The organism is Methylobacterium sp. HJ2 (assembly GCF_056431005.1).
Window position 1 is genome coordinate 356,703 of the sequence record NZ_JBWJYM010000001.1, and the last position, 21,388, is coordinate 378,090.

Annotated in this window: 20 protein-coding genes; 3 read left to right on the forward strand and 17 right to left on the reverse strand. The window is 73.5% G+C overall.

Features of this window, described 5'->3' with window-relative positions:
• Positions 1 to 46 precede the first annotated feature (46 nt).
• From ACS5RC_RS01605 to ACS5RC_RS01660, 12 genes are all read right to left on the reverse strand, one after another.
• Complete coding sequence (locus tag ACS5RC_RS01605; protein WP_478342069.1) at positions 47 to 703, reverse strand: glutathione S-transferase family protein; 657 nt, start codon at positions 701 to 703, stop codon at positions 47 to 49.
• 174 nt (positions 704 to 877) lie between these two features.
• The gene (locus tag ACS5RC_RS01610; RefSeq protein ID WP_478342070.1) at positions 878 to 1,369 is read right to left on the reverse strand and encodes a cytochrome c-type biogenesis protein; all 492 of its coding nucleotides are present in this window, start codon (positions 1,367 to 1,369) and stop codon (positions 878 to 880) included.
• Positions 1,366 to 3,366: a heme lyase CcmF/NrfE family subunit gene (locus ACS5RC_RS01615; protein WP_478342071.1), complete on the reverse strand. Its 2,001-nt coding sequence runs from the start codon at positions 3,364 to 3,366 to the stop codon at positions 1,366 to 1,368. The genes ACS5RC_RS01610 and ACS5RC_RS01615 overlap by 4 nt, the downstream gene beginning before the upstream one ends.
• 34 nt (positions 3,367 to 3,400) lie before the next feature.
• Positions 3,401 to 3,913 carry a cytochrome c maturation protein CcmE gene (gene ccmE / locus ACS5RC_RS01620; RefSeq protein ID WP_478342072.1) on the reverse strand — a complete coding sequence of 171 codons (513 nt, stop codon included), beginning with the start codon at positions 3,911 to 3,913 and terminating at the stop codon, positions 3,401 to 3,403.
• 163 nt (positions 3,914 to 4,076) lie between these two features.
• Positions 4,077 to 5,606, reverse strand: coding sequence for a c-type cytochrome biogenesis protein CcmI (gene ccmI, locus ACS5RC_RS01625; RefSeq protein ID WP_478342073.1), 1,530 nt, complete (start codon positions 5,604 to 5,606; stop codon positions 4,077 to 4,079).
• A 215-nt stretch (positions 5,607 to 5,821) separates the two neighbouring features.
• Positions 5,822 to 7,240 (reverse strand): sensor histidine kinase, encoded by a 1,419-nt coding sequence (locus ACS5RC_RS01630; protein ID WP_478342074.1) that lies wholly within the window; start codon positions 7,238 to 7,240, stop codon positions 5,822 to 5,824.
• 368 nt (positions 7,241 to 7,608) lie between these two features.
• Entirely contained in the window at positions 7,609 to 8,286 is a 678-nt protein-coding gene (locus tag ACS5RC_RS01635; RefSeq protein ID WP_478342075.1) for a response regulator transcription factor, read from the reverse strand.
• 32 nt (positions 8,287 to 8,318) lie between these two features.
• On the reverse strand, positions 8,319 to 8,696 hold the full coding sequence (locus tag ACS5RC_RS01640; RefSeq protein WP_478342076.1) for a PepSY domain-containing protein: 378 nt from the start codon (positions 8,694 to 8,696) through the stop codon (positions 8,319 to 8,321).
• A gap of 183 nt (positions 8,697 to 8,879) precedes the next feature.
• A complete protein-coding gene (locus ACS5RC_RS01645) occupies positions 8,880 to 9,077 on the reverse strand; it encodes a hypothetical protein (protein ID WP_478342077.1) in 198 nt (65 codons plus the stop codon).
• A gap of 67 nt (positions 9,078 to 9,144) precedes the next feature.
• On the reverse strand, positions 9,145 to 9,582 hold the full coding sequence (locus ACS5RC_RS01650; RefSeq protein WP_478342078.1) for a hypothetical protein: 438 nt from the start codon (positions 9,580 to 9,582) through the stop codon (positions 9,145 to 9,147).
• 36 nt (positions 9,583 to 9,618) lie between these two features.
• The gene (locus tag ACS5RC_RS01655; protein ID WP_478342079.1) at positions 9,619 to 10,107 is read right to left on the reverse strand and encodes a hypothetical protein; all 489 of its coding nucleotides are present in this window, start codon (positions 10,105 to 10,107) and stop codon (positions 9,619 to 9,621) included.
• 61 nt (positions 10,108 to 10,168) lie between these two features.
• Positions 10,169 to 10,789 carry a lysozyme gene (locus ACS5RC_RS01660; protein ID WP_478342080.1) on the reverse strand — a complete coding sequence of 207 codons (621 nt, stop codon included), beginning with the start codon at positions 10,787 to 10,789 and terminating at the stop codon, positions 10,169 to 10,171.
• A 323-nt stretch (positions 10,790 to 11,112) separates the two neighbouring features.
• On the opposite strand from ACS5RC_RS01660, the gene ACS5RC_RS01665 reads away from it, so the two are divergent.
• Both ACS5RC_RS01665 and ACS5RC_RS01670 read left to right on the forward strand, forming a co-directional pair.
• Positions 11,113 to 11,292, forward strand: coding sequence for a hypothetical protein (locus ACS5RC_RS01665; RefSeq protein WP_478342081.1), 180 nt, complete (start codon positions 11,113 to 11,115; stop codon positions 11,290 to 11,292).
• A 172-nt stretch (positions 11,293 to 11,464) separates the two neighbouring features.
• Positions 11,465 to 11,692, forward strand: coding sequence for a hypothetical protein (locus ACS5RC_RS01670; RefSeq protein WP_478342082.1), 228 nt, complete (start codon positions 11,465 to 11,467; stop codon positions 11,690 to 11,692).
• 103 nt (positions 11,693 to 11,795) lie between these two features.
• On the opposite strand, the gene ACS5RC_RS01675 is transcribed toward ACS5RC_RS01670, so the two are convergent.
• Both ACS5RC_RS01675 and ACS5RC_RS01680 read right to left on the reverse strand, forming a co-directional pair.
• Positions 11,796 to 13,388 carry a DUF2793 domain-containing protein gene (locus tag ACS5RC_RS01675; protein WP_478342083.1) on the reverse strand — a complete coding sequence of 531 codons (1,593 nt, stop codon included), beginning with the start codon at positions 13,386 to 13,388 and terminating at the stop codon, positions 11,796 to 11,798.
• Positions 13,389 to 13,466: 78 nt separating this feature from the next.
• Positions 13,467 to 17,381, reverse strand: coding sequence for a baseplate multidomain protein megatron (locus ACS5RC_RS01680; protein WP_478342084.1), 3,915 nt, complete (start codon positions 17,379 to 17,381; stop codon positions 13,467 to 13,469).
• Between the two features lie 148 nt (positions 17,382 to 17,529).
• Between ACS5RC_RS01680 and ACS5RC_RS01685 the strand changes: the two genes are divergently transcribed.
• Positions 17,530 to 19,221, forward strand: a complete 1,692-nt coding sequence (locus ACS5RC_RS01685; protein WP_478342085.1) for a methyl-accepting chemotaxis protein — start codon at positions 17,530 to 17,532, stop codon at positions 19,219 to 19,221.
• Between the two features lie 120 nt (positions 19,222 to 19,341).
• Here the strand turns inward: ACS5RC_RS01685 and ACS5RC_RS01690 are convergent, their stop codons facing one another.
• The 3 genes from ACS5RC_RS01690 to ACS5RC_RS01700 are packed head-to-tail and all read right to left on the reverse strand — an operon-like array spanning position 19,342 to position 21,333.
• The gene (locus ACS5RC_RS01690) at positions 19,342 to 19,794 is read right to left on the reverse strand and encodes an NlpC/P60 family protein (protein ID WP_478342086.1); all 453 of its coding nucleotides are present in this window, start codon (positions 19,792 to 19,794) and stop codon (positions 19,342 to 19,344) included.
• Positions 19,791 to 20,675, reverse strand: coding sequence for a DUF2163 domain-containing protein (locus ACS5RC_RS01695; protein ID WP_478342087.1), 885 nt, complete (start codon positions 20,673 to 20,675; stop codon positions 19,791 to 19,793). The genes ACS5RC_RS01690 and ACS5RC_RS01695 overlap by 4 nt, the downstream gene beginning before the upstream one ends.
• A gap of 22 nt (positions 20,676 to 20,697) precedes the next feature.
• Positions 20,698 to 21,333 carry a phage distal tail protein, Rcc01695 family gene (locus ACS5RC_RS01700; protein WP_478342088.1) on the reverse strand — a complete coding sequence of 212 codons (636 nt, stop codon included), beginning with the start codon at positions 21,331 to 21,333 and terminating at the stop codon, positions 20,698 to 20,700.
• Positions 21,334 to 21,388 lie beyond the last annotated feature (55 nt).

Here is a 21,388-nt window from a genome sequence, read left to right on the forward strand (position 1 = left end):
TCCGGCCGGGCCTCGCGGGCGGGACGGCCCGCGAGCCCAGCCTCCGTCAGAACTCCATGTCGAGTTCTTCGATCTCGTCCGGCTCCTCGGCGGCGGCCTCGGCCCACTCGGTCATCAGCGACCAGCGCAGGATGGTATCGCGATAGGCGGCGGCCCGGGGCGGCAGCGGCACGTCGTAGGTGCGGAAGCGCGTGCAGACGGGCGCGTACATCGCGTCGGCCAGGGTCGGACGCGTGCCGAACAGGTAGGGGCCGTCGTAGCGGGCGAGGCAATCGTCGATGATGGTGACGATGCGCTCGATGTCGCCCTTGGCGCCGTTGAAGATCTTGAAGTTCGGATGGAAGGCCTTGAGGTTCATCGGCAGCGCCGAGCGCAGGTTGACGAAGCCGCCGTGCATCTCGCCCGCGATGGAATGGCAATGGGCGCGCGCCGCCACGTCCTGCGGCAGGAAACCCGCCTGCGGGAAGGTCTCGTTGAGATATTGCGCGATGGCCAGCGTGTCCCAGACCACGATGCCCTCGTGGCGCAGGCGCGGTACGAGGAACGAGGGCGACAGGTGGAGCAGTTCGGCCCGGCTCGAGGCGTCGTCGCCGGCCAGGATCTCGGTCTCGAAGTCGAGCCCCGCCATCCGGCAGATCAGCCAGCCGCGCAGCGACCAGGATGAGTAGTTCCGGCTTGAGATCGTCAGCGTCGTCGTGGCCATGACATTCCCCTGTGGGGTCCGTCCTGCCCGGGTCCGGTTCCGGCCCATCGGGACTGGTTGCCCTGAAGATCCGGCGCATCCAAGACTCGTGCCGCGCCAGGGCCGATCGCGCCGAATCGGCCCGCGCACCGGCGGGATGATGGCCGCGCCGCCGGTCCTTGGCTACCGCTCCGGTTACCGCTTGGTCGGCACCGCACCGCCTGTCGTGCCGTCGCGGGCGAGCAGGGCGGCGACCTCCGCTTCCTCGGCGGGCGAGAGGCCGCGCTCGGGAGCGGGCGGCCGGCGGCGCGCGAGCCGCCAGATGCCGAACGCGCCGAGCAGGACCACCACCAGCGGGGTCCCCCAGAGCAGCAGGGTATGCAGGCCGAAGGTCGGGCGCAGCAGCACGAATTCGCCGTAGCGGCGCACCACGTAATCCTCGACGCCCTGGTCGGTATCGCCGGCCGTCAGGCGCTCGCGCACGATCAGCCGCAGATCCTTGGCGAGCGGCGCGTCCGAATCGTCGATCGACTGGTTCTGGCAGACGAGGCAGCGCAGCCCCGCCGAGATCGCGCGGGCGCGATGCTCCAGGGCCGGGTCCTTCAGCACCTCGTCGGGCTGGACGGCGCGGGCGGGCGCCGCCGCGAGGGCGAGGCCGGCCACTAAGAGGAGGAGCGTCCGCCTCATTCGGCCGGCACCGCCGCGGGGGGGAGGGGCTTGGCGCGGGCGGGCACCGGCGCGCCGACCCGCATGCGCCGGTCCGTCAGCGAGAGGGCGCCGCCCAGCGCCATCACCACCGCGCCGAGCCAGATCAGCAGGACGAGCGGCTTGTAGTAGAGCCGCAGGCCGACGCCGTCCGGGTTGATCTCGCCGAGGCTGGCATAGACCTGGCTGACGCCGAGGGTCAGCAGGCCCGATTCGGTGACGCCCATGCGCCGGCTCGGGTAGAAGCGCTTGCCGGTATCGACATGGCCGATCTCGTCGCCCGCGCGGTTGCGGATGGTGAGATAGGCCGCGGTCTCCTCGTAGTTCGGGCCGGTGCGCGGCGCGACCCGGTCGAGGGTGGCGACGTAGGGGCCGGCCGCGACGCTGCCGCCGGGCTGAAGCGTGGCGAGCCCCTCGGTCGCCCAGCCCTGCGCCGCGATGCCGATCACCACGACGCCGACGCCCGCATGCGCCACCGCGGTGCCCCAGGCCGAGCGCGGCAGGCCGAAGGCCCGGCGCCGGATCGTGGCGAGGTCGCGGGCCCGGTTGCCGCCGTAGCCGCGGGCGCGGGCGACGATCTCCAGCGCCGAGCCGACGATCAGGTAGGCCCCGAGCCCAATGCCGAGCGGCGCCAGCACCGGGCCGCCCCAGGTCAGCGCCATCGCGACGAAGCCGATCACCAGGGCGGCGGCCAGCGCGGCGAACAGGCGCTGCGCCGCGGCGAGGGCGTCGCCCCGCTTCCAGGCGAGCGCCTGCCCGAACGGCACGATCAGCAGCAGCGGCACCGCGAGCGGCACGAAGGTGAGGTTGAAGAAGGGGGGACCGACCGAGATCTTCTCGCCCGTCAGCATCTCCAGCAGCAGCGGGTAGAGCGTGCCGACGAGAACGGTGGCGCAGGCGGCCACGAGGAACAGGTTGTTGAGGACGAGGCTGCCCTCCCGCGAGATCGGCGCGAACAGGCCGCCCTGGCGCAGCAGCGGCGCCCGCCACGCGAACAGGGTCAGCGAGCCGCCGATGAACAGGATCAGGATGCCCAGGATGAAGATGCCGCGGGTCGGGTCCGTGGCGAACGAGTGCACCGAGGTCAGCACGCCCGAGCGCACGATGAAGGTGCCGAGGAGCGAGAGCGAGAAGGTCAGGATCGCGAGCAGGACCGTCCAGACCTTCAGGGCGTCGCGCTTCTCCATCACGACGGTGGAGTGGAGCAGCGCGGTCCCGGCGATCCAGGGCATCAGCGAGGCGTTCTCGACCGGGTCCCAGAACCACCAGCCGCCCCAGCCGAGCTCGTAATACGCCCAGTAGGAGCCCATCGCGATGCCGAGCGTGAGAAAGCTCCAGGCGATCAGGGTCCAGGGCCGCACGGCGCGCGCCCAGACGGCGTCGATGCGTCCCTCGATCAGCGCCGCCACCGCGAACGCGAAGGTGATCGAGAAGCCGACATAGCCGACGTAGAGCAGCGGCGGATGGACCGCGAGGCCGGGATCCTGCAGCAGCGGGTTCAGGTCGTTGCCCTCGACCGGCGCCGGGCTGACCCGCGCGAAGGGGTTCGAGGTCGTGATGATGAAGAGCACGAACACGAAGGTGATGAAGCCCTGCACGCCCAGCGTGTTGGCCCGCAGCACCGGCGGCACCGAGTTGCGCGCCACCGCCACGCAGGCGCCGAACAGCGTCAGGATCAGCACCCAGAGGAGCATCGAGCCCTCGTGGTTCCCCCAGACGCCGGAGAGCTTGTAGATGAAGGGCTTGGCCGTGTGCGAGTTCTCCACCACGTTCTGGACCGAGAAGTCCGAGGTGGCGTGCGCGTAGGTCAGCGCCGCGAAGGCGAAGAGGACGCAGGCGAAGCTGCCGAGCGCCGCCTGGGTCGCGACTTGGCGCAGGGCGGGCTCGCCGGAGCGCGCGCCCCAGATCGGCATCGCCGCCTGCACGAGGGAGAGCGCCAGGGCGAGGGCGAGGGCGTAATGACCGGTCTCGACCAGCACGGTTCAGGCGTCCTTGTGTCTGTTCACGCGGGTCTCAACGCTCGGTGCGGGGGCCCAGCGCCCCGTCGGCGGCCGCCTGCGGGGCTTTGCCGCCGGTCTTCGCGGTCGCTTTGCCGCCTTCCTGCCAGCGACCCTGCGCCTTGAGGGCGTCGGCGACCTCGCGCGGCATGTAGGATTCGTCGTGCTTGGCGAGCACGCTGTCGGCGCGGAACACGCCGCCGGGCTCCATGCGGCCCTCGGCGACGACGCCCTGGCCCTCGCGGAACAGGTCCGGCAGAAGGCCCCGGTACTGCACCGGCACGGTGGCGTTGGTGTCCGTCACCGCGAATTCGACGGTCTGGTCCGCCCCGCGCTTGACCGAGCCGTCCTTGACGAGGCCGCCGAGGCGGAAGCGCACCCCCGGCCCGACGCCCTGGGCCGCCACCTCGGTCGGCGAGCGGAAGAACACGATCGCGCCCTGCATCGCGGTCAGGATCAGGCCCACCGCGAGGACGAGGACGCCGCCGCAGAGGCAGATCAGGATCAGGCGGCGGCTCTTGCGCGTCACGTCGGTTCCGTCCCCGCGGCGTCGAGTGGGATCCGGCACCGCGCCGGGCCCCGGACCTCCTCGAACGGTTCTTGTCAGCCGGTGTCGTCTCCGGCGCGCCGCGGGTCAAGGCCGCCGGCCAGGACCGATTGTCGTAGAGGGGGATTGCGGGGCGGGGTGCGGCTCAGGGCTTCTCGCCCCGCAGCGGCAGGCCGAGCTCCCGCGCCAGCACGTCGAGCCGGCCCGCCGCCGCCGGATCGGCCGCGAGCGCCATGCGGGCGCGGTCGAGCACCTGGATCGCGCGGGCCCGGTCGCCCAGCGCGCTGTAGGAGCGCACCAGCCTCAGCCACTCGTCGGCGCTGCCGCCTTTGGCCGCCAGCCGCCGGTCGAGGCTCGCCACCATCCCTCGGATCGCCGCGTCGCGCTCCGCCGGTGGCATCGCGGTGACGGCGGCGACGGCGGCCTCCGTGTCGGCGCGGGCCGCCGGGCCGGGCGCCGAATCGCCCGGCGCCGCCGGCATCGGCTCACCGAGTCCGAGATCGCGCGCGCCGCTCTCCAGCCGGCCCAGATCGTCCGGCTTGTCCTTGAGGGCCTTCCGGGCACGCGCCACGGTGTCCTGCGCCCGGTCGCGCTCGCCCAGCACGGCGCGGGAGCGGGCGAGGCGCAGCCATTCCTCGGCGCTGCCGCCCTCGCTCGCGAGCCGCCTGTCGAGCCCGTCGACCATGGTGCGGATCGCGGCCTGCTGGTCGGCCGGGATTGCGGGCCGATCGGCGGGCCGCGCGTCGGCCGCCCGGTCGCCGGCCTGATCGCCCGGCGTGCCGGCGGCCTTGGGCTCCGCGGATCCCGGATCGGCGGCGGGGGGCGGCTCGCCCTTGAGCCGGGCGAGGTTCTGGCGCACCAAGCCGAGCCAGGGTGCGTCGGCGGGGCTCGCATCGTCCAGGGCGGTGAGCTGGCGGATCGCCTCGTTCGTGTCCCCCGCCTGCTCGGCGGCCCGGGCGAGGTAGAAGCGGGGCTTGGGCGTCTTCGGGTCCTGAGCCAGCGCCCGCTCGAACACGCCCTTGGCCTCCGGCGGCACCACGCCGTTGCCGGCCGCCACCAGGGCCTCGCCCCAATCGGAGAGGATCTCGGGCGTCTCGCCCTTCAGCCGCGCCACCGCCTCGTAGGCGTGGGCCGCGTCGGTGAAGCGGCCGAGCCGCATGTAGACGGGGGCAAGGACCGACCAGCCGCGCACGTCGCCCGGATCGCTCGCGAGCTTCGCCTCGATCTGGCCGATCGCCTTCATCAGATCCTGGTCGCCGGCCTGGGCGGCCTTGCGGTCGGCGGGCGTCTGGGCGGGGAGGTCCGGCGAGCCGTAGAGGCCGTAGGCCACGAGCGCCACGATCGGGATGGTGGAGAGCGCGAAGGCGGAGGCCGCCCGGCGCTGGCGCAGGCGCGGCTCCGCGAAGGCCTTGGCGTCCCCGGGCGACCCGGCCCGGCTCGCCCGGAGCAGCCGTCGCGCGGCCTCGGCGCGCGCCGCCTCGGCCTCGCCGGGGGCGATCAGGCCGCGGCCGAGATCGCGCTCGATCTCGGCGAGCTGATCCTCGTAGAAGCGCGCCTCCGTGTCGACGCCCCCCGGCTCCGCGGCGGCCCGGGCGGTCCGGCGCGAGATCGGCCAGAGCAGCGCGAGCACCGCCGCGGCGGTCATGCCCGCCAGTATGAACCAGATCGGCGTCATCGGATCCTATCGACCGGACCGATCTCGATCCGCTGCTCTGTGGTCTCGCATCGGCCTGTCCGACAACCCGAAACCGGTTCCCGGGACTGGGCCCCCCGGTAGGTACGGACGTCGCCGTCCCGGCACGATCCCTCGCGCTGGCGACACGGTGTCACGCAAGTCGCCTCCGGAGACAAGCCCGCCACGCTTGCCGGCAGCCGCCCGCCGCTCCGGCGTCAATGCCCCACCGCTCGCGCCGGGGCGTCGCCCGGCACCTCGAGCACGGCGCGCAGGCCGCCGAGCGTCGCCTCCTCCAGGCTGAAGCGCCCGCGGTAGAGCGTGGCGAGGTCGGCCACGATCGAGAGGCCGAGGCCGGAGCCCGGCTTCGATTCGTCGAGACGGCGTCCGCGCCCGAGCACGGCCTGGCGCGCCTCCGGCGGCAGGCCCGGGCCGTCGTCCTCGATCGAGACCAGGAGGTGGGGATAGGCGTCCTTGGCCACGGCCTCGGCCCGGATCGCGACGCGGCCGTGCGCCCATTTCGAGGCGTTGTCGACGAGGTTGCCGACCATCTCCTCGAAATCCTGGCGCTCGCCGCGGAAGCGCAGGCCGGCCGGCACGTGGACCTCGTACGCGATGTCCTTGTCGCGGTAGATCTTGCCGAAGGTGCGCACGAGACCGGCGAGCGCCGGCTCGACCTCCGTCGAGGTGCCGAGCGTGCCCGCGAGCGCCGCCGCGCGGGCGCGGTCGAGATGGTAATTCACCTGGTCGCGCATCACCGCGGCCTGCTCGCGGATCTTCTGGGCGAGATCGTCGGGCGCGTCCGCGCCGCCGACCTCGTTGACGATGATCGAGAGCGGCGTCTTCAGGGCGTGGGCGAGGTTGCCGACCTGGGTGCGGGCGCGCTCCAGGATCTCGCGGTTGGTCTCGATCAGGAGGTTCACCTCTCCCGCGAGCGGGGCGATGTCCTGCGGGTAGGCGCCGGTGATGCGGTCGGCCTCGCCCCGGCGGATCGCGCCGAGCGCGGCGCGCATCTTCTTGAGGGGCGCGAGGCCGAAGCGGATCTGCAGCAGGGTGGTGAGCGCCAGCGACAGCCCGAGCAGCCCGAAGGTGACGTAGAGGGAGAAGCGGAAGCGGTCAACGTCGTTGACGATCTCGTCGGCGGGCCCCGCGACCCGCACGGTGTAGCGGCCCTCCTCGCCGAGATCGACGTCGCGCTCGATGACGCGCAGGGACCGCTCGTCCTGCGCGAGGCCGTAGCCCTGGCGGATCTGGCCGATGCCGGTCTTGCCGTCGGTGCTGGTGGCGGGCTTCAGCGGCACGCCCACGAGCGAGCGCGAGGTGCGCAGGTCCCGCGGCTTCGCGTCGGGGCGTCCCACCTGCCAGTACCAGCCGGAGAGCGGCAGGTCGAAGCGCGGGTCGCCGAGCGAGAACGAGCGGCTCTCGGGATCGCTCGGCGAGACGAGATCGGTGGCGAGGTTGTTGGCGAAGACGAGGAGCCGGCTGTCGAAGGCTCGCTCGGTGTTCTCCCGATAGAGCGTCGTCAGGATCCAGGCCGCGATCAGCAGGATCGCGGACGAGGCCAGGAAGGCCGAGACCGCGAGGCGCACCGCGATGGAGCGCCGCCGGAGCGAGACGAACTGGAGAAGGGCGGTCACGGGCGACGCGCCGCGCGGGGGCTCCGCACCGTCTTCCTGCGACCGGACCAGGCGTGTGGATGGCTCGATCATTCCCCGTACACACGATCCCGAGCGAGCGCGACGGCTCTCCATATCCGAGACGACGCGACCGGCCGCCTCGCCCGGACCTTGGCGGAGCGCCCGCGGCTTCGCTTGACCGCGTCGGTCAAGCTCGCCCTGCGCACCGAATCCCGCGACGAAGGGCTCGTGAGATCGCCTCGCGCCCCGTCACGAGCGCGCGCAGGCTCGTCCGTCAACCGGCAAGGCGCGGGGCCGAGCGGTGCCGGCGCTGTCCAGGGGCGCGCACGGCGCCCGGACCGATGCGGCCACGGGCCTCGCCTGACCCCTCACACCCGGGCCGCCGGCTGGTTCGGATCGACGAGGTAGCCGAGCCCCCGCACCGTCTGGATCAGGTCGACCGCGAGCTTCTTGCGCAGCCGCCCGACGAAGACCTCGATGGTGTTGGAATCCCGGTCGAAATCCTGGTCGTAGAGATGCTCGGTCAGCTCCGCGCGCGAGACAACGCGGCCGGTATGATGCATCAGGTAGGAGAGCAGCCGGTACTCGTGGCTCGTCAGCTTCACCTGATTGCCGTCCACGAAGACCTTGCCCGAGCGCGTGTCGAGGGTGACGGGCCCGCAGGCGATCTGGCTCGAGGCGTGGCCGGCGGCGCGGCGCAGCAGGGCGCGCACCCGGGCCATCAGCTCCTCCATGTGGAAGGGCTTGGTGACGTAGTCGTCGGCGCCGGCGTCGAAGCCGTCGACCTTGTCCGACCAGCGGTCGCGGGCGGTGAGGATGATCACGGGCGTCTTCACCCCGGCCCGCCGCCACTTCTGCAGCACGCTGACGCCGTCGGCCTTGGGCAGGCCCATGTCGAGGATGATGGCGTCGTAGGGCTCGCTCTCGCCGAGATAGCCGCCTTCCTCGCCGTCATAGGCCTTGTCGGCGACGTAGCCGGCCTCCTCCAGGGCGGCGACCACCTGCCGGTTGATGTCCCTGTCATCCTCCACGACGAGCAGACGCACGGCTCACTCCATCCTCGATTGCGGCCGGCCGCTCAGTACTGGCCGGCTACCTGACCCGTCTTGGCATCGACCATGACGTGCACGAAATGCCCGTCCCGGCGCAAGGCGGTGAGCATGTAGACGAGCCCGCTCTCGTGGCGGCACAGGCTGGCGCGCTGGATCTCGGCCCGGGGGATCACGGTGCGGGCCGCCCGGATCGCCGCCACCGGCTCGATGACGCGCCCCTCGGAGACCTCCTCGCGCATGTCGGCGGGCGACAGGCAGGCATCCGCCCGCGCCGGCGGGCTGGCGGGAGACTGCACCGGGCGCACGACGGTGGCCGGCGTCTCCTCGGCCGCGCTGCCGAAGCCGCCCACGGCGAGCGCCGCCGCGGTCAGGCTCAGGGCAGCGATGGCGAGGGCGTGGCGCATGGGACGGGACTGTCGACCGACGGCACTGAATGCGCCCTGAATACCACCGCTTGGCGCGCGCGCCGAACGCGTTGCGCGCCCGGGGCCGGTTGCGCTGGGCGCGGGGGCGGGCGGGCCGCGATCGGGCGGGGCGGCGTCGGGCGTGGCGGCGATCATGTTCGGTTTCGGGTTACGCGCACCCCTCTACGGCCGGCCCGGCGTCCGGTTCCAGCGGGAGACGAGGGGCGGCTCCACGCGCGGGAGAGGGTCCGGGCAGGCGGCGACGGCCGGTGGGCCGGTCCCGTCGCGGTAGAGGGCTCCGGCCGCGTAGGCGGCGCAGCCGGACAGTGTCAGGACCAGGGCCGCGCCGAGGCCGCGGCGGAGGCGATGCAGCGGGGCCATCGCGGATCTCCTGTCGTCGTTCGCAGGATTGCGTCGGTCACGGAGTTTCGTCGATCACGGGATCCGGTCATCCGCCGGCCCGGATCAGGCGCCAGATCTGGCGCACGACCGGGAGGCGGTCGATTCCGAACTGCGCCGCCGCGAAGCCGGCGACCGCCACCGCGACCGCCGCATTGCGCACGCGCCGGGTGTAGCGCAGCAGCGCCCGGTGCTCGATGCGCGCGTCGATCAGCTCGTCGAGCGCCGCGAGCCGGTCCGGGCCCTGGCGGCGGACGAAGGCGCGCCACTCCGCGCCGAAGCGCACGAGGCGGCGCTCCTCCTCCGCCTCGGGCTCCGGGTCCGACCGCGCCGGCTCGCCCGCCGCGTGGGCGCGCCGGATCAGGCTCTGGCCGAGCGCCTCAGCGGGAAGCGGCAGGGCGCGCCCGACCTCCTCCCCGAGAGCCTCAAGCAGGGCCCGGCGGCGGGCCCGGCCCTCCGGTCCGCCGGGGTCTTGCGTCGCGGTCATGGCGCTCTCCCGGTCCGGAAGGGGGTGGGCCCGGGGTTACCGGCGCACCTGTCCCACCGCCGCGAGCGCGGGCGCCAGGGTGTTGGCGGCGGTGGCGCTCTTTTCGAGGTCGAGGCGTCGGAAGACCGTCTCGGCGATGCCCGGCAGGCCGCCCGCCGTCCGGATCAGGAAGCCCGGCACCTGATCGGCAGCGCGCTGCACGGCCGCGGCGATCACCGCGGAGCCCACCGGCACGGTGAGCACCTGCCCCTTGGCCGCGCCCGCCACCGCATTCAGGGCGTAGTCGGTGGCACGCACGACCATGCCCTCGACCGCGCCGCGCGAGACGAGATAGCCGAGCCAGGGGACGAAGCGCGCGATCAGGCCGGTGACCAGGGCGAGCAGAACGGGTGTCAGAACCGCCTGCAGCCCCTGGCCGAGGGCGACGAGCCACGCCCCCCAGGGCAGGATCACGGCCGCAGCCTCGGCGCGGGCGGCGGTGGCGGCGCAGGCGAGGGCCGCCGCGAGAGTGAGAATGCGGATCATCGGAGTCTCCTGTGGGCGCTGCGCGGCTGTCCCGGCCGGCTCGGGTTTTCGCTCCCGGGGCTCAGGCCGCCGCGTGCCGCAGCGCGGCGAGCCCGCCGGCCCATCCGGCGGCGAGCCGGGCGCGCCAGCCCGCAGGGCGGGCGGCGACGGGGGCGAGGACCGGTGTGGCAATGGCGGGATCGAGGATCGCGGCGATGGAGGCTGCCGCCGCGACGCGCGGCTGCGCGTCGGTCGGGCGCGGCAGCGCCGTCGCGTAGGGCGTGCCGAATTGCTCCGCCTCGGCGCGCCGCCGCGGGCGGATCGCGGCCGGCCTGTCCCAGCGCAGCAGCGCGGCGCGGGCTCCGTCCGGATCGCCCGCATTGAGGCGCGCCACGAAGGTCGCGCGGGCGAACGCCGCCGGCCCGATATTGTAGCAGACCGAGATCAAGGCATCGCGGACGTGCGGCGCCAGCGGGACCGTCACGGCGGCGTCCACCGCGCGGGCGTAGCGCTGCACGTCGCGGGCGAAGAGCGCGTCGCATTCCGCGGCGGTGATGCGCAGCCCCGACGTCACGGCGGGCGGTCCCGCCGCCGCGGTGTGGCCGATCCCGATCGTCCAGATCCCGACGGAATCGCGGTAGGCCGTCAGCCGCCGCCCCTCGCGCGCGATGAGGACGGCCTCGCCGATGGGGGTGAGGGTCATGGCTTCCTCCGAGGTGAAGCGAGATCGATGGCGGTGGCGTTCGGCGTCCCGCTTCAGGCCCGCTGGCGGGCCATTGCCAGGACGGGCTGGACAGTGCGGCGGAATTCTCGCCTAGAACCGTCGCTGCCTTTCCGCGTCGCGGAATCGAAATCGAGCGAAAATAGATGTCCGGCGATCGAGGTCGAATAATGATCGTCAATGGATCGTAACAGATTCGGTATTCAACACTTCTGTGTCGCCGTGCTTACGCGGATCTGCACGGTGAATGATCTCGGCTCGATGTTACTCCGCGACGGGGAGAATTTTTTTGCAGGCTTAAAATCATGGAAGACGCGCTTGCCGATTGCGAATGGCTCTCCTGGCTCGACGATGATGGTGCGTTCCAGCAACTCGACGTATCGCTCGCGCAATGCGTCCCCGAGATCGATACCGACTCGCTGCTGTGGGCGATTTTCTGCAGGAACCCGATCAACCGCGGTACAGGATCTATCTCTCGTCCGTAAAAGGCTTTCTCCCCAACTGCTCAGAGGCGTGCGAGATGTCAAAGACGTGCTTTGCGACCGATTTCGCGAAGGTTTCTGTGTCGCGGAACAGCGAAGTATATGGCCTTTACACGGGCGGCGATTATTATGCGATCGTGTATTTCCTGGCTAGCATTCCTGAGATTACGAGTGGTTGTCAGAGCTGGAATTTGAAGGCTTCAACACGCGGCCGTTTCACTTTGCGCGCTCGATCGAGCATATTCTTGTGCATTCCACGGGCCTGCCGGACCAATCCAAGCTTCGGCAGATGCCCACGTTCGCGCAAAAATTCGAATTGAGCGACTTTTCGCTGCCGGGTGGTGCTGTAGAGCCTTTCGATATTTACAAACCCCATCTGCGCGCCATGATCAGAGAGATCTGACGGCGCGGATCTCAAATGGTTCGGGCAGACCGACGTCCGTGGTCTAGTCACTGCAAGACGGTGGGTTTTGAGCCATCGACATGGTGTCGATTCCGGCGGTAGCTCAGCCCGAGACCTGCCACCCGGTAAACAGCGAATCCGTCCGCGCCGCGTAGCCGTCCGCGCCGGTGAAGCGGGCGAGGATCTCCACGGCGTCGCCGGCGTCGAGCCGCAGCACCGTGTCGAGCGCCACGGTCGTGACGCCGTCGACCAGGGCGCCGGTGGCCGCGCCGCGCCCGCGCCCGGTCGGGGCGCCGTTGCGGCTGGCCTGGATCTCGAAGGCGGTGGGTGGGCTCGCGCCGTTGCGCCGATACGCGAGCGCGGCCCCGAACCGGTACAGGCCGCTCTCGGGCGCGACGAAGCGTCCGAGGTCGGCGCGGAACGCGCCCTGATCGTTGCTGTCGGCGGCGTTGAACTGGACCTTCGTCCAGGCACCCGCCGGGATGTAGTTGTCGAAGTTCGTCGTCGCCGCGAAGGCGGGCCGATTGGTCAGCCGGGTCCAGCGCGTGCCGTCATGGCCCTTGAAGGCCCCGGCCGTGCTATCGAAGACGATCTGGCCCGCCGCGGTGCCGGCCGAGGGGACGGCGGCCATCGGCTGGAGTTCGAGGGCGCCGTTCGCGCGGAACTTCACCACGGAGCGCCGGCCCGTGCCCCCGAGCGGCGTCGTCTGGAAATCCAGGTAGGTGCCCCAGGCGCCGGCCGCGAAATCCTCGTCGGCGCCCCCGCCGAAGGCCACGCAATTGGCCGAGTAGGTGCCGCCCTCGTGCCAGCCCTGGCCGAAGAAGCCGAAGAAGCGATCGCCTTTCCGGATCGGCAGCGGCGCGCCGGCCGAGCCCCGCGCGACCGCCGTCTTGATGACGACCACGGGGCCGGCGAGGTTGCCGGGGTCGTTGGCGTAGTTCTCGAAATACAGGGAATTGTTGGTCGGGTCGCCGTTGGCGTTGCAGACGATGTGGAGCGGGGCCATCGCCGGCGTCGTGCCGTTCAGGGTGAGCCAGCCGGTGTCGGGCCGGGCGGCGAGCGCCTGCACGAAGCGCGCTCCGTCCGGGCTGATCTTGAGGCCGAACCCGGCCTGCCCGAAGCAGCCGAGCAGGGCCCGGCTGCTGAAGCCGGTCTGGAAGGCGACGCCGGCATCCTCGTCGGCCGAGCGCCGGTTGAGCGTCAGGCGCATGTGGCCGGAGCCCGGCGTCACGTCGTCCCAGCTGAACAGCGCCCCGTCGGCCTTGACCGCGAGGCGGTTCACGGCGTCCGCGGCGGTGTTGACGCCGAGCCGCCCGAGGCTGTCGAGGGCCGCCAGCGTCCGGCGCAGCGGGATCCAGGCCTCCCCCGAGAACAGGTAGAACTCGCGCTCGTCGACGAGGTAGGCGAGCCAGCCCGCGCGGGCGACGAGGCCGCTCCAGGCCCCGTCCTCGAAGCAGGCGACCTGCCCGGCGAGGCCCGCCCAGGCCCCGGTCGGCCGGGGGCTCGTGACAAGGTAGCGGTCGCCCTCCGCCGGGGCGGGGGGCGGCGCGGCGAGATCCTTGTCCAGGCAGGCGAGCTGCACGAGGGCGTCGACGCGTTCGAGCGCCGCGTTGTGAGTGACGTGCTTCTGGGCCTGGCCCGCCGCCAGGAGCGGCAGGCCGAGGTTGCGCGTCGCGTCGGGGACCGGGTCGGACATGGATGGGCTCCGCGAAGCGCGCCGTCTCCCGGCGCGCGTGAAACCGGGGCCGCGCCGTGTGAGCGCGGCGGGTGGGGCTCAGGCCGAGCGGACGGGCACGCGGGCGCGCAGCGCCGGGCCGGGACCCGCCGCGGCGCCAATCTGCGCCACGGCGGCCTCGAGCGTGACCTGCGGGGCGCCGAACTCGGACACCTCGTCGGAAGCGGCGTAGAGGATCTCGGGCGCCTCCGCGGCGAGGCTGCGCAGGAGCCGCCCGTCCGGGCCGTAGAGCGCGACCGCGTAGGCCTCGCGCGCCTCGTCCAGGGGAATCTCGGCGATATCCCAGGAATCGGCGGCCCGGCGCGCCCGCCGCGTCCAGCTCAGGCGCACGCCCGTCGCCTCGCGGCGCGCCCGCAGGTGGACCGGCCGCAGCGGGCGGAGGGCCGCGAGGCCCGGCGCGGCGGCGAAGGCGGCGAAGGCCGGGTCGCTCGGGTCGCGGCAGGCGGGGCCGACGCGGTAGCGGAACATCCGGCCCGCCTCGTCGAGGCGCTCCACCAGGGGCACGACGGCGCCCCCGTCGAGGCGCACGATCAGGCTGCCGGCCGACGCGCCGCGCGCCGCCGCGGCCTCGCTGCCGGCAAGCCCGCGCAGCATCCGGCCGAGGCGGTAGCGCTCGGATCCGACCAGCACGGCCTCGGCCGCCCCCAGGATCTCGACGGTGCCGTCGGGCGCCACCACCGCGAAGAGATTGGCGCCGGCCAGCATCGCGGCGGTGTCGACGCTCGCGAGCGCGCCCGCATGCCGGAGCGTCGCGTCGAGGCGCGTCCCCCGGTCGAGGCGCCAGAGCGGGCCGGGCGGCAGGTCGCCGAGCGTCGTGCCGAGGCAGGCCGGGTAGTCGATCCGGGTGTGGAGCGCGAGCGCCCCGTCCTCGCCCTCGCCGCGCCAGACGTCGAGGGCGCCGGGCCAGGGCTCCGCGGCGGCGGCGAGGTATTGCAGCGCCGGCGGGCTGCCGCGCTCGGCCGGCAGGTCGAGGACCCGCGCGAAGGGCCGGCCGGGCAGGGCGGGGGGCCGCGTACCACCACCGCTCGCGGCACGGCGGATCCCGGCGCGGCCGAGGCCGGGCAGCGGCACGCCGCTGGTCTCGATCCGGCGCCCGCCCGGCCCGTCGTCGATGCGGGTGATCCGCTGCAGCGCCGGGCCGCCCGCGCGTGCGGCGGGCAGGGCCAGGAGGTCGCCCGGCTCCAGGGCCAGGAGGCGCGGGCTCAGCGTCAGCCGGGCGCCGTCCCGCGCGGCCAGCGTCCGGTCGAGGATCGCCTCGGCCAGCCCGTCCGCGCTCTCGCGCCGGGTGACGATCGCCGCCTCGATCCGGGTCTCGCGGCGGCGCGTTCCCGTGGGCCGCGTCGCCGCGGCGGTGGCGCGGCGATAGGCCGGGCTCTCGGAATCGCTGATCCCGAGCTCGAGGCTGCGGGGCAGGGCGCTATCCTCGCTCCGCGTCTGCGCCAGGGGCGCCTCCTCCTCCGAGGTCCGCACCAGATCGCCCTCGGCGAGGACCAGCGCGCCCTCGCGGCGGGGACCGCGCAGGCGCAGGCGCCCGGCCACCGCCGAGACGTCGAGGCCGTAGACCTGGGCCAGCGGCTCCAGCGCCGCGCGGGCCGAGAGCGGCCGGTCGATCACGTAGCCGTCGAGGAAGGCGTCGGCCTCGATCAGCGCCGCGGGCAGATCGGCCCCAAGATCGGCGAGGATCGCGGCCATAAGCCGGTCGAGGTCGCAGCCCTCGATCCGCCCGGTGATCCAGTGCCCGACCCGCCAGTTCCCGGCATCCGCCCAGACCCCGTCGAGGTCCGGAAAGGCCGGGTAGGGCCGCGCGTCCCAGGCCCAGACGAAGATCGCCTCCGGCTCCACCATGCGCCCGCCATAGATCGGCGAGACCGGGTTGTGCGCCTCCGCGAAGCCGGGCGCATCGGGATCGAAGCGCGCCAGGATCGCCTCCAGCCCGCGCAGCTGGATCAGCTCGTCGCGGATCCGGCGCGAACCCGGCGGGAAGGCGCTCTCGGAGGATTTCGGGTCGGGGAATACGTTCGGGCCGTTGGTGCCCTTGTCGACGGCCGGCACCCCGATCTCGGTGAGCCAGATCGGCTTGCCCGCGGGCACCCAGGCGGTGGCCGCGGTCTCGACGCCGTTCTCGCGCTCGACATGCGGGCTCGACCACCAGCCGACGAGGTCCTTCGCCCGGTGGATACAGGGCTTGCCGTAGGCCCCGTCGGTGATCGGCCGGCGGTCCTGCGCGGCACGGGCGGCATCGTCGGGATAGAACCAGTCGAAGGCCTCGCCCGCGGCGCAGGAGGCCCCGAGATAGGCCCGGTCGTAGATCGAGGCGGCGCGGGCGAGGTCGGCATGGCCGGGCGCGTCGCGCCAATCCGTCAGCGGCGGGTAGTAGTCGATCCCGACCGCGGCAATGTTCGGGTCGGCGAAGAGCGGGTCGAGGGGGAAGCGCACGCTGGCGCCGCCCGCGCGCACATGGGCGCCGTACTCGGTCCAGTCGGCGGCGTAGACCAGGGGCACGCCCGCCCCGAGCCGCACCCGGGTCTCGGCGGCGAGCGTCCGCAGCGCCGTCACCGCGGGATAGCCCGAGGCGCCGCGCACCCGGGTGAGGCCGACGAACTCGCTGCCGAGGACGAGGCCCGCGAGCCGCACGCCGTCCGCCGCCCATCCGCGCGCGAGGTCGGCGTAGTGGGCGAGCATCGCCCGGTAGCCCTCGGGCCCGTCGAAGAAGCGGGCGACCTGCGCCGCGGCCTCCGCGCTCCCGTCGGGGCTGCCCGGCCGGCCGGGCGCCGGATGGCAGGTGATGCGACCGCGCCAGGGATAGGCCGGCTGCTCGGGCGCGCCCTGCGGGTCCGGCCGGGCGTTGCCGGGGGCGATGTCCATCATCACGAAGGGGTAGAGCACCACCGCGAGGCCGCGGCGGGCCAGCTCGGCCACGAGCCGGGTCAGCCCGGCATCGGAGGGCGTGCCGCCATAGGCCGGGGCGCCGTCGGCGGTGCGGGAGGGCGCGGCCGCGTCCGCGCGGCCGCGCGCGCCCACCCGCCAGGTGTCGCCCGCGGTCGGCTTCACCGCGGCCTCGACGCCGGGGCGCAGCCGGCAGGATCCGGCGCGCAGGTCGTCGCCGAACCACGCCACCACGACCGCGACGCGCCGCAGCCGCGGGCAGAGCGCCTGGAGCGCGTCGAGGGAGGCGATCACGTCGGTGTCGCGCTGGAGCTGGAAGCGGTTGGCCGGCTGGCTGCGCCCGAGGCCGAGATCCGCGCTGACGCGGAGCGGATCGAGGCCGAACTCGGTGGCGCCCGGGATCAGGTCGACGGCCCGGATCAGCGGGGCGAGGCCGTTGACGGGCCGGATCACCTCGAAGGCGAATTGCGGGATGCGGTTGCCGTAATCGCCGAGGGGCAGCCCCTCGAACACCACGTAGGCGAGGCCACGATAGGCCGGGGCGTTCGCGGCGCCCTCCTTGGCGACGATCAGCGGGTCCGGCGCCTGATCGGCCCCCCCGGTATGCAGGCGCCAGGTGATGGCGGCGAGGTCGATCTCCTGCCCGTCCGCCCAGATCCGGCGCAGATAGGCGATCTCGCCCTCGCACAGCCCGACGGCGAGGTTGGCGGCGTAGGCGTAGGCGGTGCGCACGGTGCGCGGGCCCCCCATGCCCTTGGCGCCGCTGCCGGCACGCTCGACCGTCGTGCTGGCGGTCTCGATCGGCCGCGTCGCCCAGATCAGGGTGCCGCCGATTCGCGCGCGGCCGTAGACCCGCGGCACCGGATCGCCCTCGGTCGAGGTCAGGCCGGCGACGTCCGCGAGCCGCGGGCCGGCGACGTGGCGCGGGGCCGCGCCGCCCCCGAGGAGCGTTCCGTCGAGGGCGCCCCCGGCCGCGGCCCCGGCGACGCGGCCGACGATGCCGCCGATCGGCCCCCCGAGGGCGGTGCCGAGCGCCGTGCCGGCCGTCGACAGGATCAGCGTGGCCATGATTGTCTCCGTCTTGGTCGATTGGACGAAGGCCGAGCGCACAGCCCAAGGCACGTGAAGCAATCGCGCCGCGCTCGAAGCTAAAGCCTATGTTAAGGCGCGGCCGATAGATCGGGCGGGACTTGCGAACTAGGATCCGAATCCGGCCATGTCGCTGCTCTCGCGCATGAAAATCCTGCACAAAATTGCAGGTGTAATCGCCCTGATCGGCATTATCGTGGGAGGCTGCGTCTGGCACGCCACCGGCCAGATGAGCCTGATCGGCGAGCGCTACGGCCAAGTCATCGATCACGACGCCAAGGCGGCGACGAGCGCCCGGCGCATCAACCGCTTCGTCTACGAGATGTATTACGCCGTCTATCGCGCCATCGCGGAGACGGATGCCGCGGAGATCGCCAAGGCCGGCACCGTATTCGACGAGGCCGTCTCGGCCGTGCGGCAGATCCTGACCGAGATCGAGAGCGAGCGTCCCGAAACCCGCCTGCAGGCGGAGGGCGTGCGGACGCAGGTCGAGCGCTTCATCTCCAGCGTGTCCGAGGCGCGCACCCTCGCCGAGGCCAACCTGAACAGCGAGGCGATCGCCCTGATCCACCGGGAGATCGATCCGACCTTCGCCGCCCTGGTGAGTGGGGCGAGCGCTCTCAGCACCACCCTGGCGCGGACAATGGAGGCCGGGGCTCACGATCTCGCCGCACGCATCGAGGCGACGCGCCGCAACCTCTGGATCTTCACGGGGCTCGGCCTCGCCCTCGGCATGCTCGCCGCCGCCGCCGTCGCCGTGTCCGGGATCAGCCGCCCGCTCGGGCAGCTCGTCTCGGGACTCGAGCGCATGGCCCGCGGCGAGACCGACGCGCGGATCGATGCGGCGGGCCGCGGCGACGAGGTCGGCGCCGTCGGGCGCGCCGTCGAGGGCATCCGGGCCATGGTGGCCCGCAAGGCCGCCGAGGAGGCCGAGATCCGGCGCATCGCCGAGGCCGCGGCGGCGGAGGAGCGCCGCCGCACGATGATGCAGATCGCCGACGGCTTCGAGAGCGCGGTCGGCGGCATCGTCGGCACGGTCTCCTCGGCGGCGACCGAGCTTCAGGCCACCGCCCAGGTGATGACAGAGACCGCGCGGGAGACCGCCGGGCAGTCGAGCAACGTCTCGGCCGCCGCCGGGGAGGCCGCCGCGAGCGTGGGCACCGTCGCGGCCGCCGCGGAAGAGCTCGGGGCCTCGGTCCAGGAGATCGGTCGGCAGGCCGCCGGCTCGGCCGATCTCGCCCAGGCCGCGGTCGCCGAGGCCAACGAGACCGCGGCGCTGGTCGAGGATCTCACGAAGGCGGCCTCGCGCATCGGCGACGTGGTGAGCCTGATCTCCTCGATCGCGGGCCAGACCAACCTGCTGGCGCTCAACGCCACCATCGAGGCCGCACGCGCGGGCGAGGCCGGGCGCGGCTTCGCGGTGGTGGCCAGCGAGGTCAAGGAGCTGGCCTCGCAGACGGCCAAGGCCACCGAGGAGATCGGCCGGCAGATCGCCCAGATCCAGGGCTCGACCGGCCAGGCCGTGCAGGCGATCGGCTCGATCGGCACCCGCATCCGCGAGATCGACGCGATGGCGACCGCGATGGCGACGGCGATCGCGCAACAGGCGGCGGCGACCCAGGAGATCGTCCACGGCGCGAGCACCGCCGCCAGCGGCACGGGCTCGGTCACCGCGACCATCGCGGGAGTGGCGGCGGCGGCCGAGGAAACGGGAGCGGCCGCCTCCCAGGTGCTCGGCGCCGCGGGCGAGCTGTCACGCCAATCCGAGCATCTCGGCTCCGAGGTGGCGCGCTTCCTCGCCACCGTGCGGGCGGCCTGAGGCGGCCTCGCCTCTCATCCCAAACCCGGTTGATTCCTTCGGGATGGCGGATTTGGGCATCGCTCAGGCGCCGCGCGGGCTTGCCGATGCGGCAGCCGCTTCGATCGAGCGGATGCCGTATCAGCCCTGTGCCGCGACGCCCGGGAACCGGAAGGTCGCGGCGCGGTGGCGCAGCCACCACGGCGCCAGGGCGACCTCGGTGACGGCGGCCCGGTCGTGGGCGTGGATCATCGTGCCGTCCCCCGTCGCGATGGCGCAGTGGCGCGCGGGCAGGTGCGCCCGGAAGGCGAAGAGCAGCACGTCGCCGGCCTGCGCCGGTCCGGCGACCGGTACGAGATGGCGCGCCGCCGCCTCGACCAGCGGGTCGCGCCCGGGCGCCGCCGATTCGGCCCAGGTGCCGGAATAGGGCGGGGGCGCCTCCGGCTCGTCGCCGAGGAGGCCGCGCCAGACGCCGCGCACCAGCCCGAGGCAGTCGCAGCCGACGCCGATCAGCGAGGCCTGGTGCCGGTAGGGGGTGCCGAGCCAGCGCCGTGCCTCGGCGACGACCGCATCGCCCGCGAGCGGGGCGCTCACCGGAACAGGCTCCCGCCGTCGAGGGCGGTCCCGGCGGCGGCGCCGCGCAGGACGAAATCGTTGCCCGGCATGTGCGGGAAGCCCTGGAAGTTCACCGCGTTGCCGAAGCGGTCGCGGCAGGTGGCGAGGCGCTTGTCGCAGCCGGCCGTCAGCACGAAGGCGTCGCCGGGGGCGACCGGGGCCGCGGGCGCCTCCCACAGGGAGAGGAGGTCCCCGATCTGCGCCCGTATGTCGGCCGGCCGGCCCGCATTGGCGCCCGTCGTCCAGGCGAGGCGCCCGCCCGAGAAGCGGTCCTCCCCGGCCGCGTCGGCCAAGTCCACAGCGAGGTCGACCGCGAGGGTGCCGGGTTCGGGAACCGCGACGACGCGGCCGGTGGTGCGGGTGGCCGCGAGGTCGACGCGGCAGCGCGCGTCGCCGAGATCGGCGCCGCAGGTCGCCCGGAAGCATCGGCCGCGCTCGGCCTCGAGCCGGTCGGCGAGCCCGCGCAGCTCCGCCACGAAGGCCTCGCCGCTGCGCCGGATCTCGCCCACCGTCGCGATGTCGAGGAGGAGGCGGGTCTCCGGGTCGGACCAGTCCACGAGCCAGGTCTCGATCCCGGCCCCATCGTAGAGCCCGCCCGCGATGTCGGCCTCGGTCAGGCCGAGCGCGGTGAGCGCGCCGGCCACGTCGCCCCCCGACACGGCGAATCCGAGCTCCGCGCTCGCCTCCGCGGCCTCGAGCCCGCTGCGCGCGGCGTAGGCGAGGCCTCCGAAGGCGAGATCGCGGTCGTGGTCGGTGAAGCCGAGGCGCCCCCCGTCGCGCCGCGTCAGCGCCCAGCATCGGCACAGCGTGGTCACGCCGCCCGCGAGATGCGCGGCGAAGGCGGGCGGCAGGTCGCGCATGGGAGGCTCCCGGGTCGGAGGATCAGGGCACGATCTCGATCAGCGGCACCTTCGGGATCTCGCCCGCCGCGAAGGCCTCGAGATTGACCGTGAGGTCGTCGGTGTCGAAGCGGACCGGCACGTCGAAGGCGAACCCGGCCGTGACCGCGGCGCCCGGCGCGGGCGCCGCGGCGAGGGTGACGAGGCCCGTCGCGGGGTCGCAGGCGAAGGCCGCCGGCGCCAGCTCGCGGCCCGCCACCGCCACCCGCACGCTGCCCGCCACCGGCTTCGCGATCGCGCGCCGATAGGGCGCGGGCCCGTCGCCGTAGGTCTTGGCCAGGGGGAAGATCCGCGTGCTGCCGTCGCCGGTGCCGAGCGGCTGGTCGGTGGGCCCGGGAAGGCGCCCCGGCGGCCCGGACCGGAAATCGACCCGGTCTCGGTAGCGGAAGCCGTAGAGGCGCCCGCGCCGGGCCTCGAAGAAGCCCAGCACCGCGTGCAGCGCGTCGAGGCTGCGGATGCCGAAGCCCGCGTCGTAGCGCCGCCGCGAATCGGCCCAGCGGCTGTTGCGGTGCTCGCGCCCCGAGGCCAGCGTGACGATCTCGGTGAGCCGCACCGGCCCGCCGCTGCCGCGCAGGGCCACGTCGAGGGGGAAGCGCACCTCGTGGAAATCCTCGGGCATGGCGGCCTTCCCCTCCCTGGTTCGGTCTCGGGCGGATGGCCGCCGCCCCGCGGTC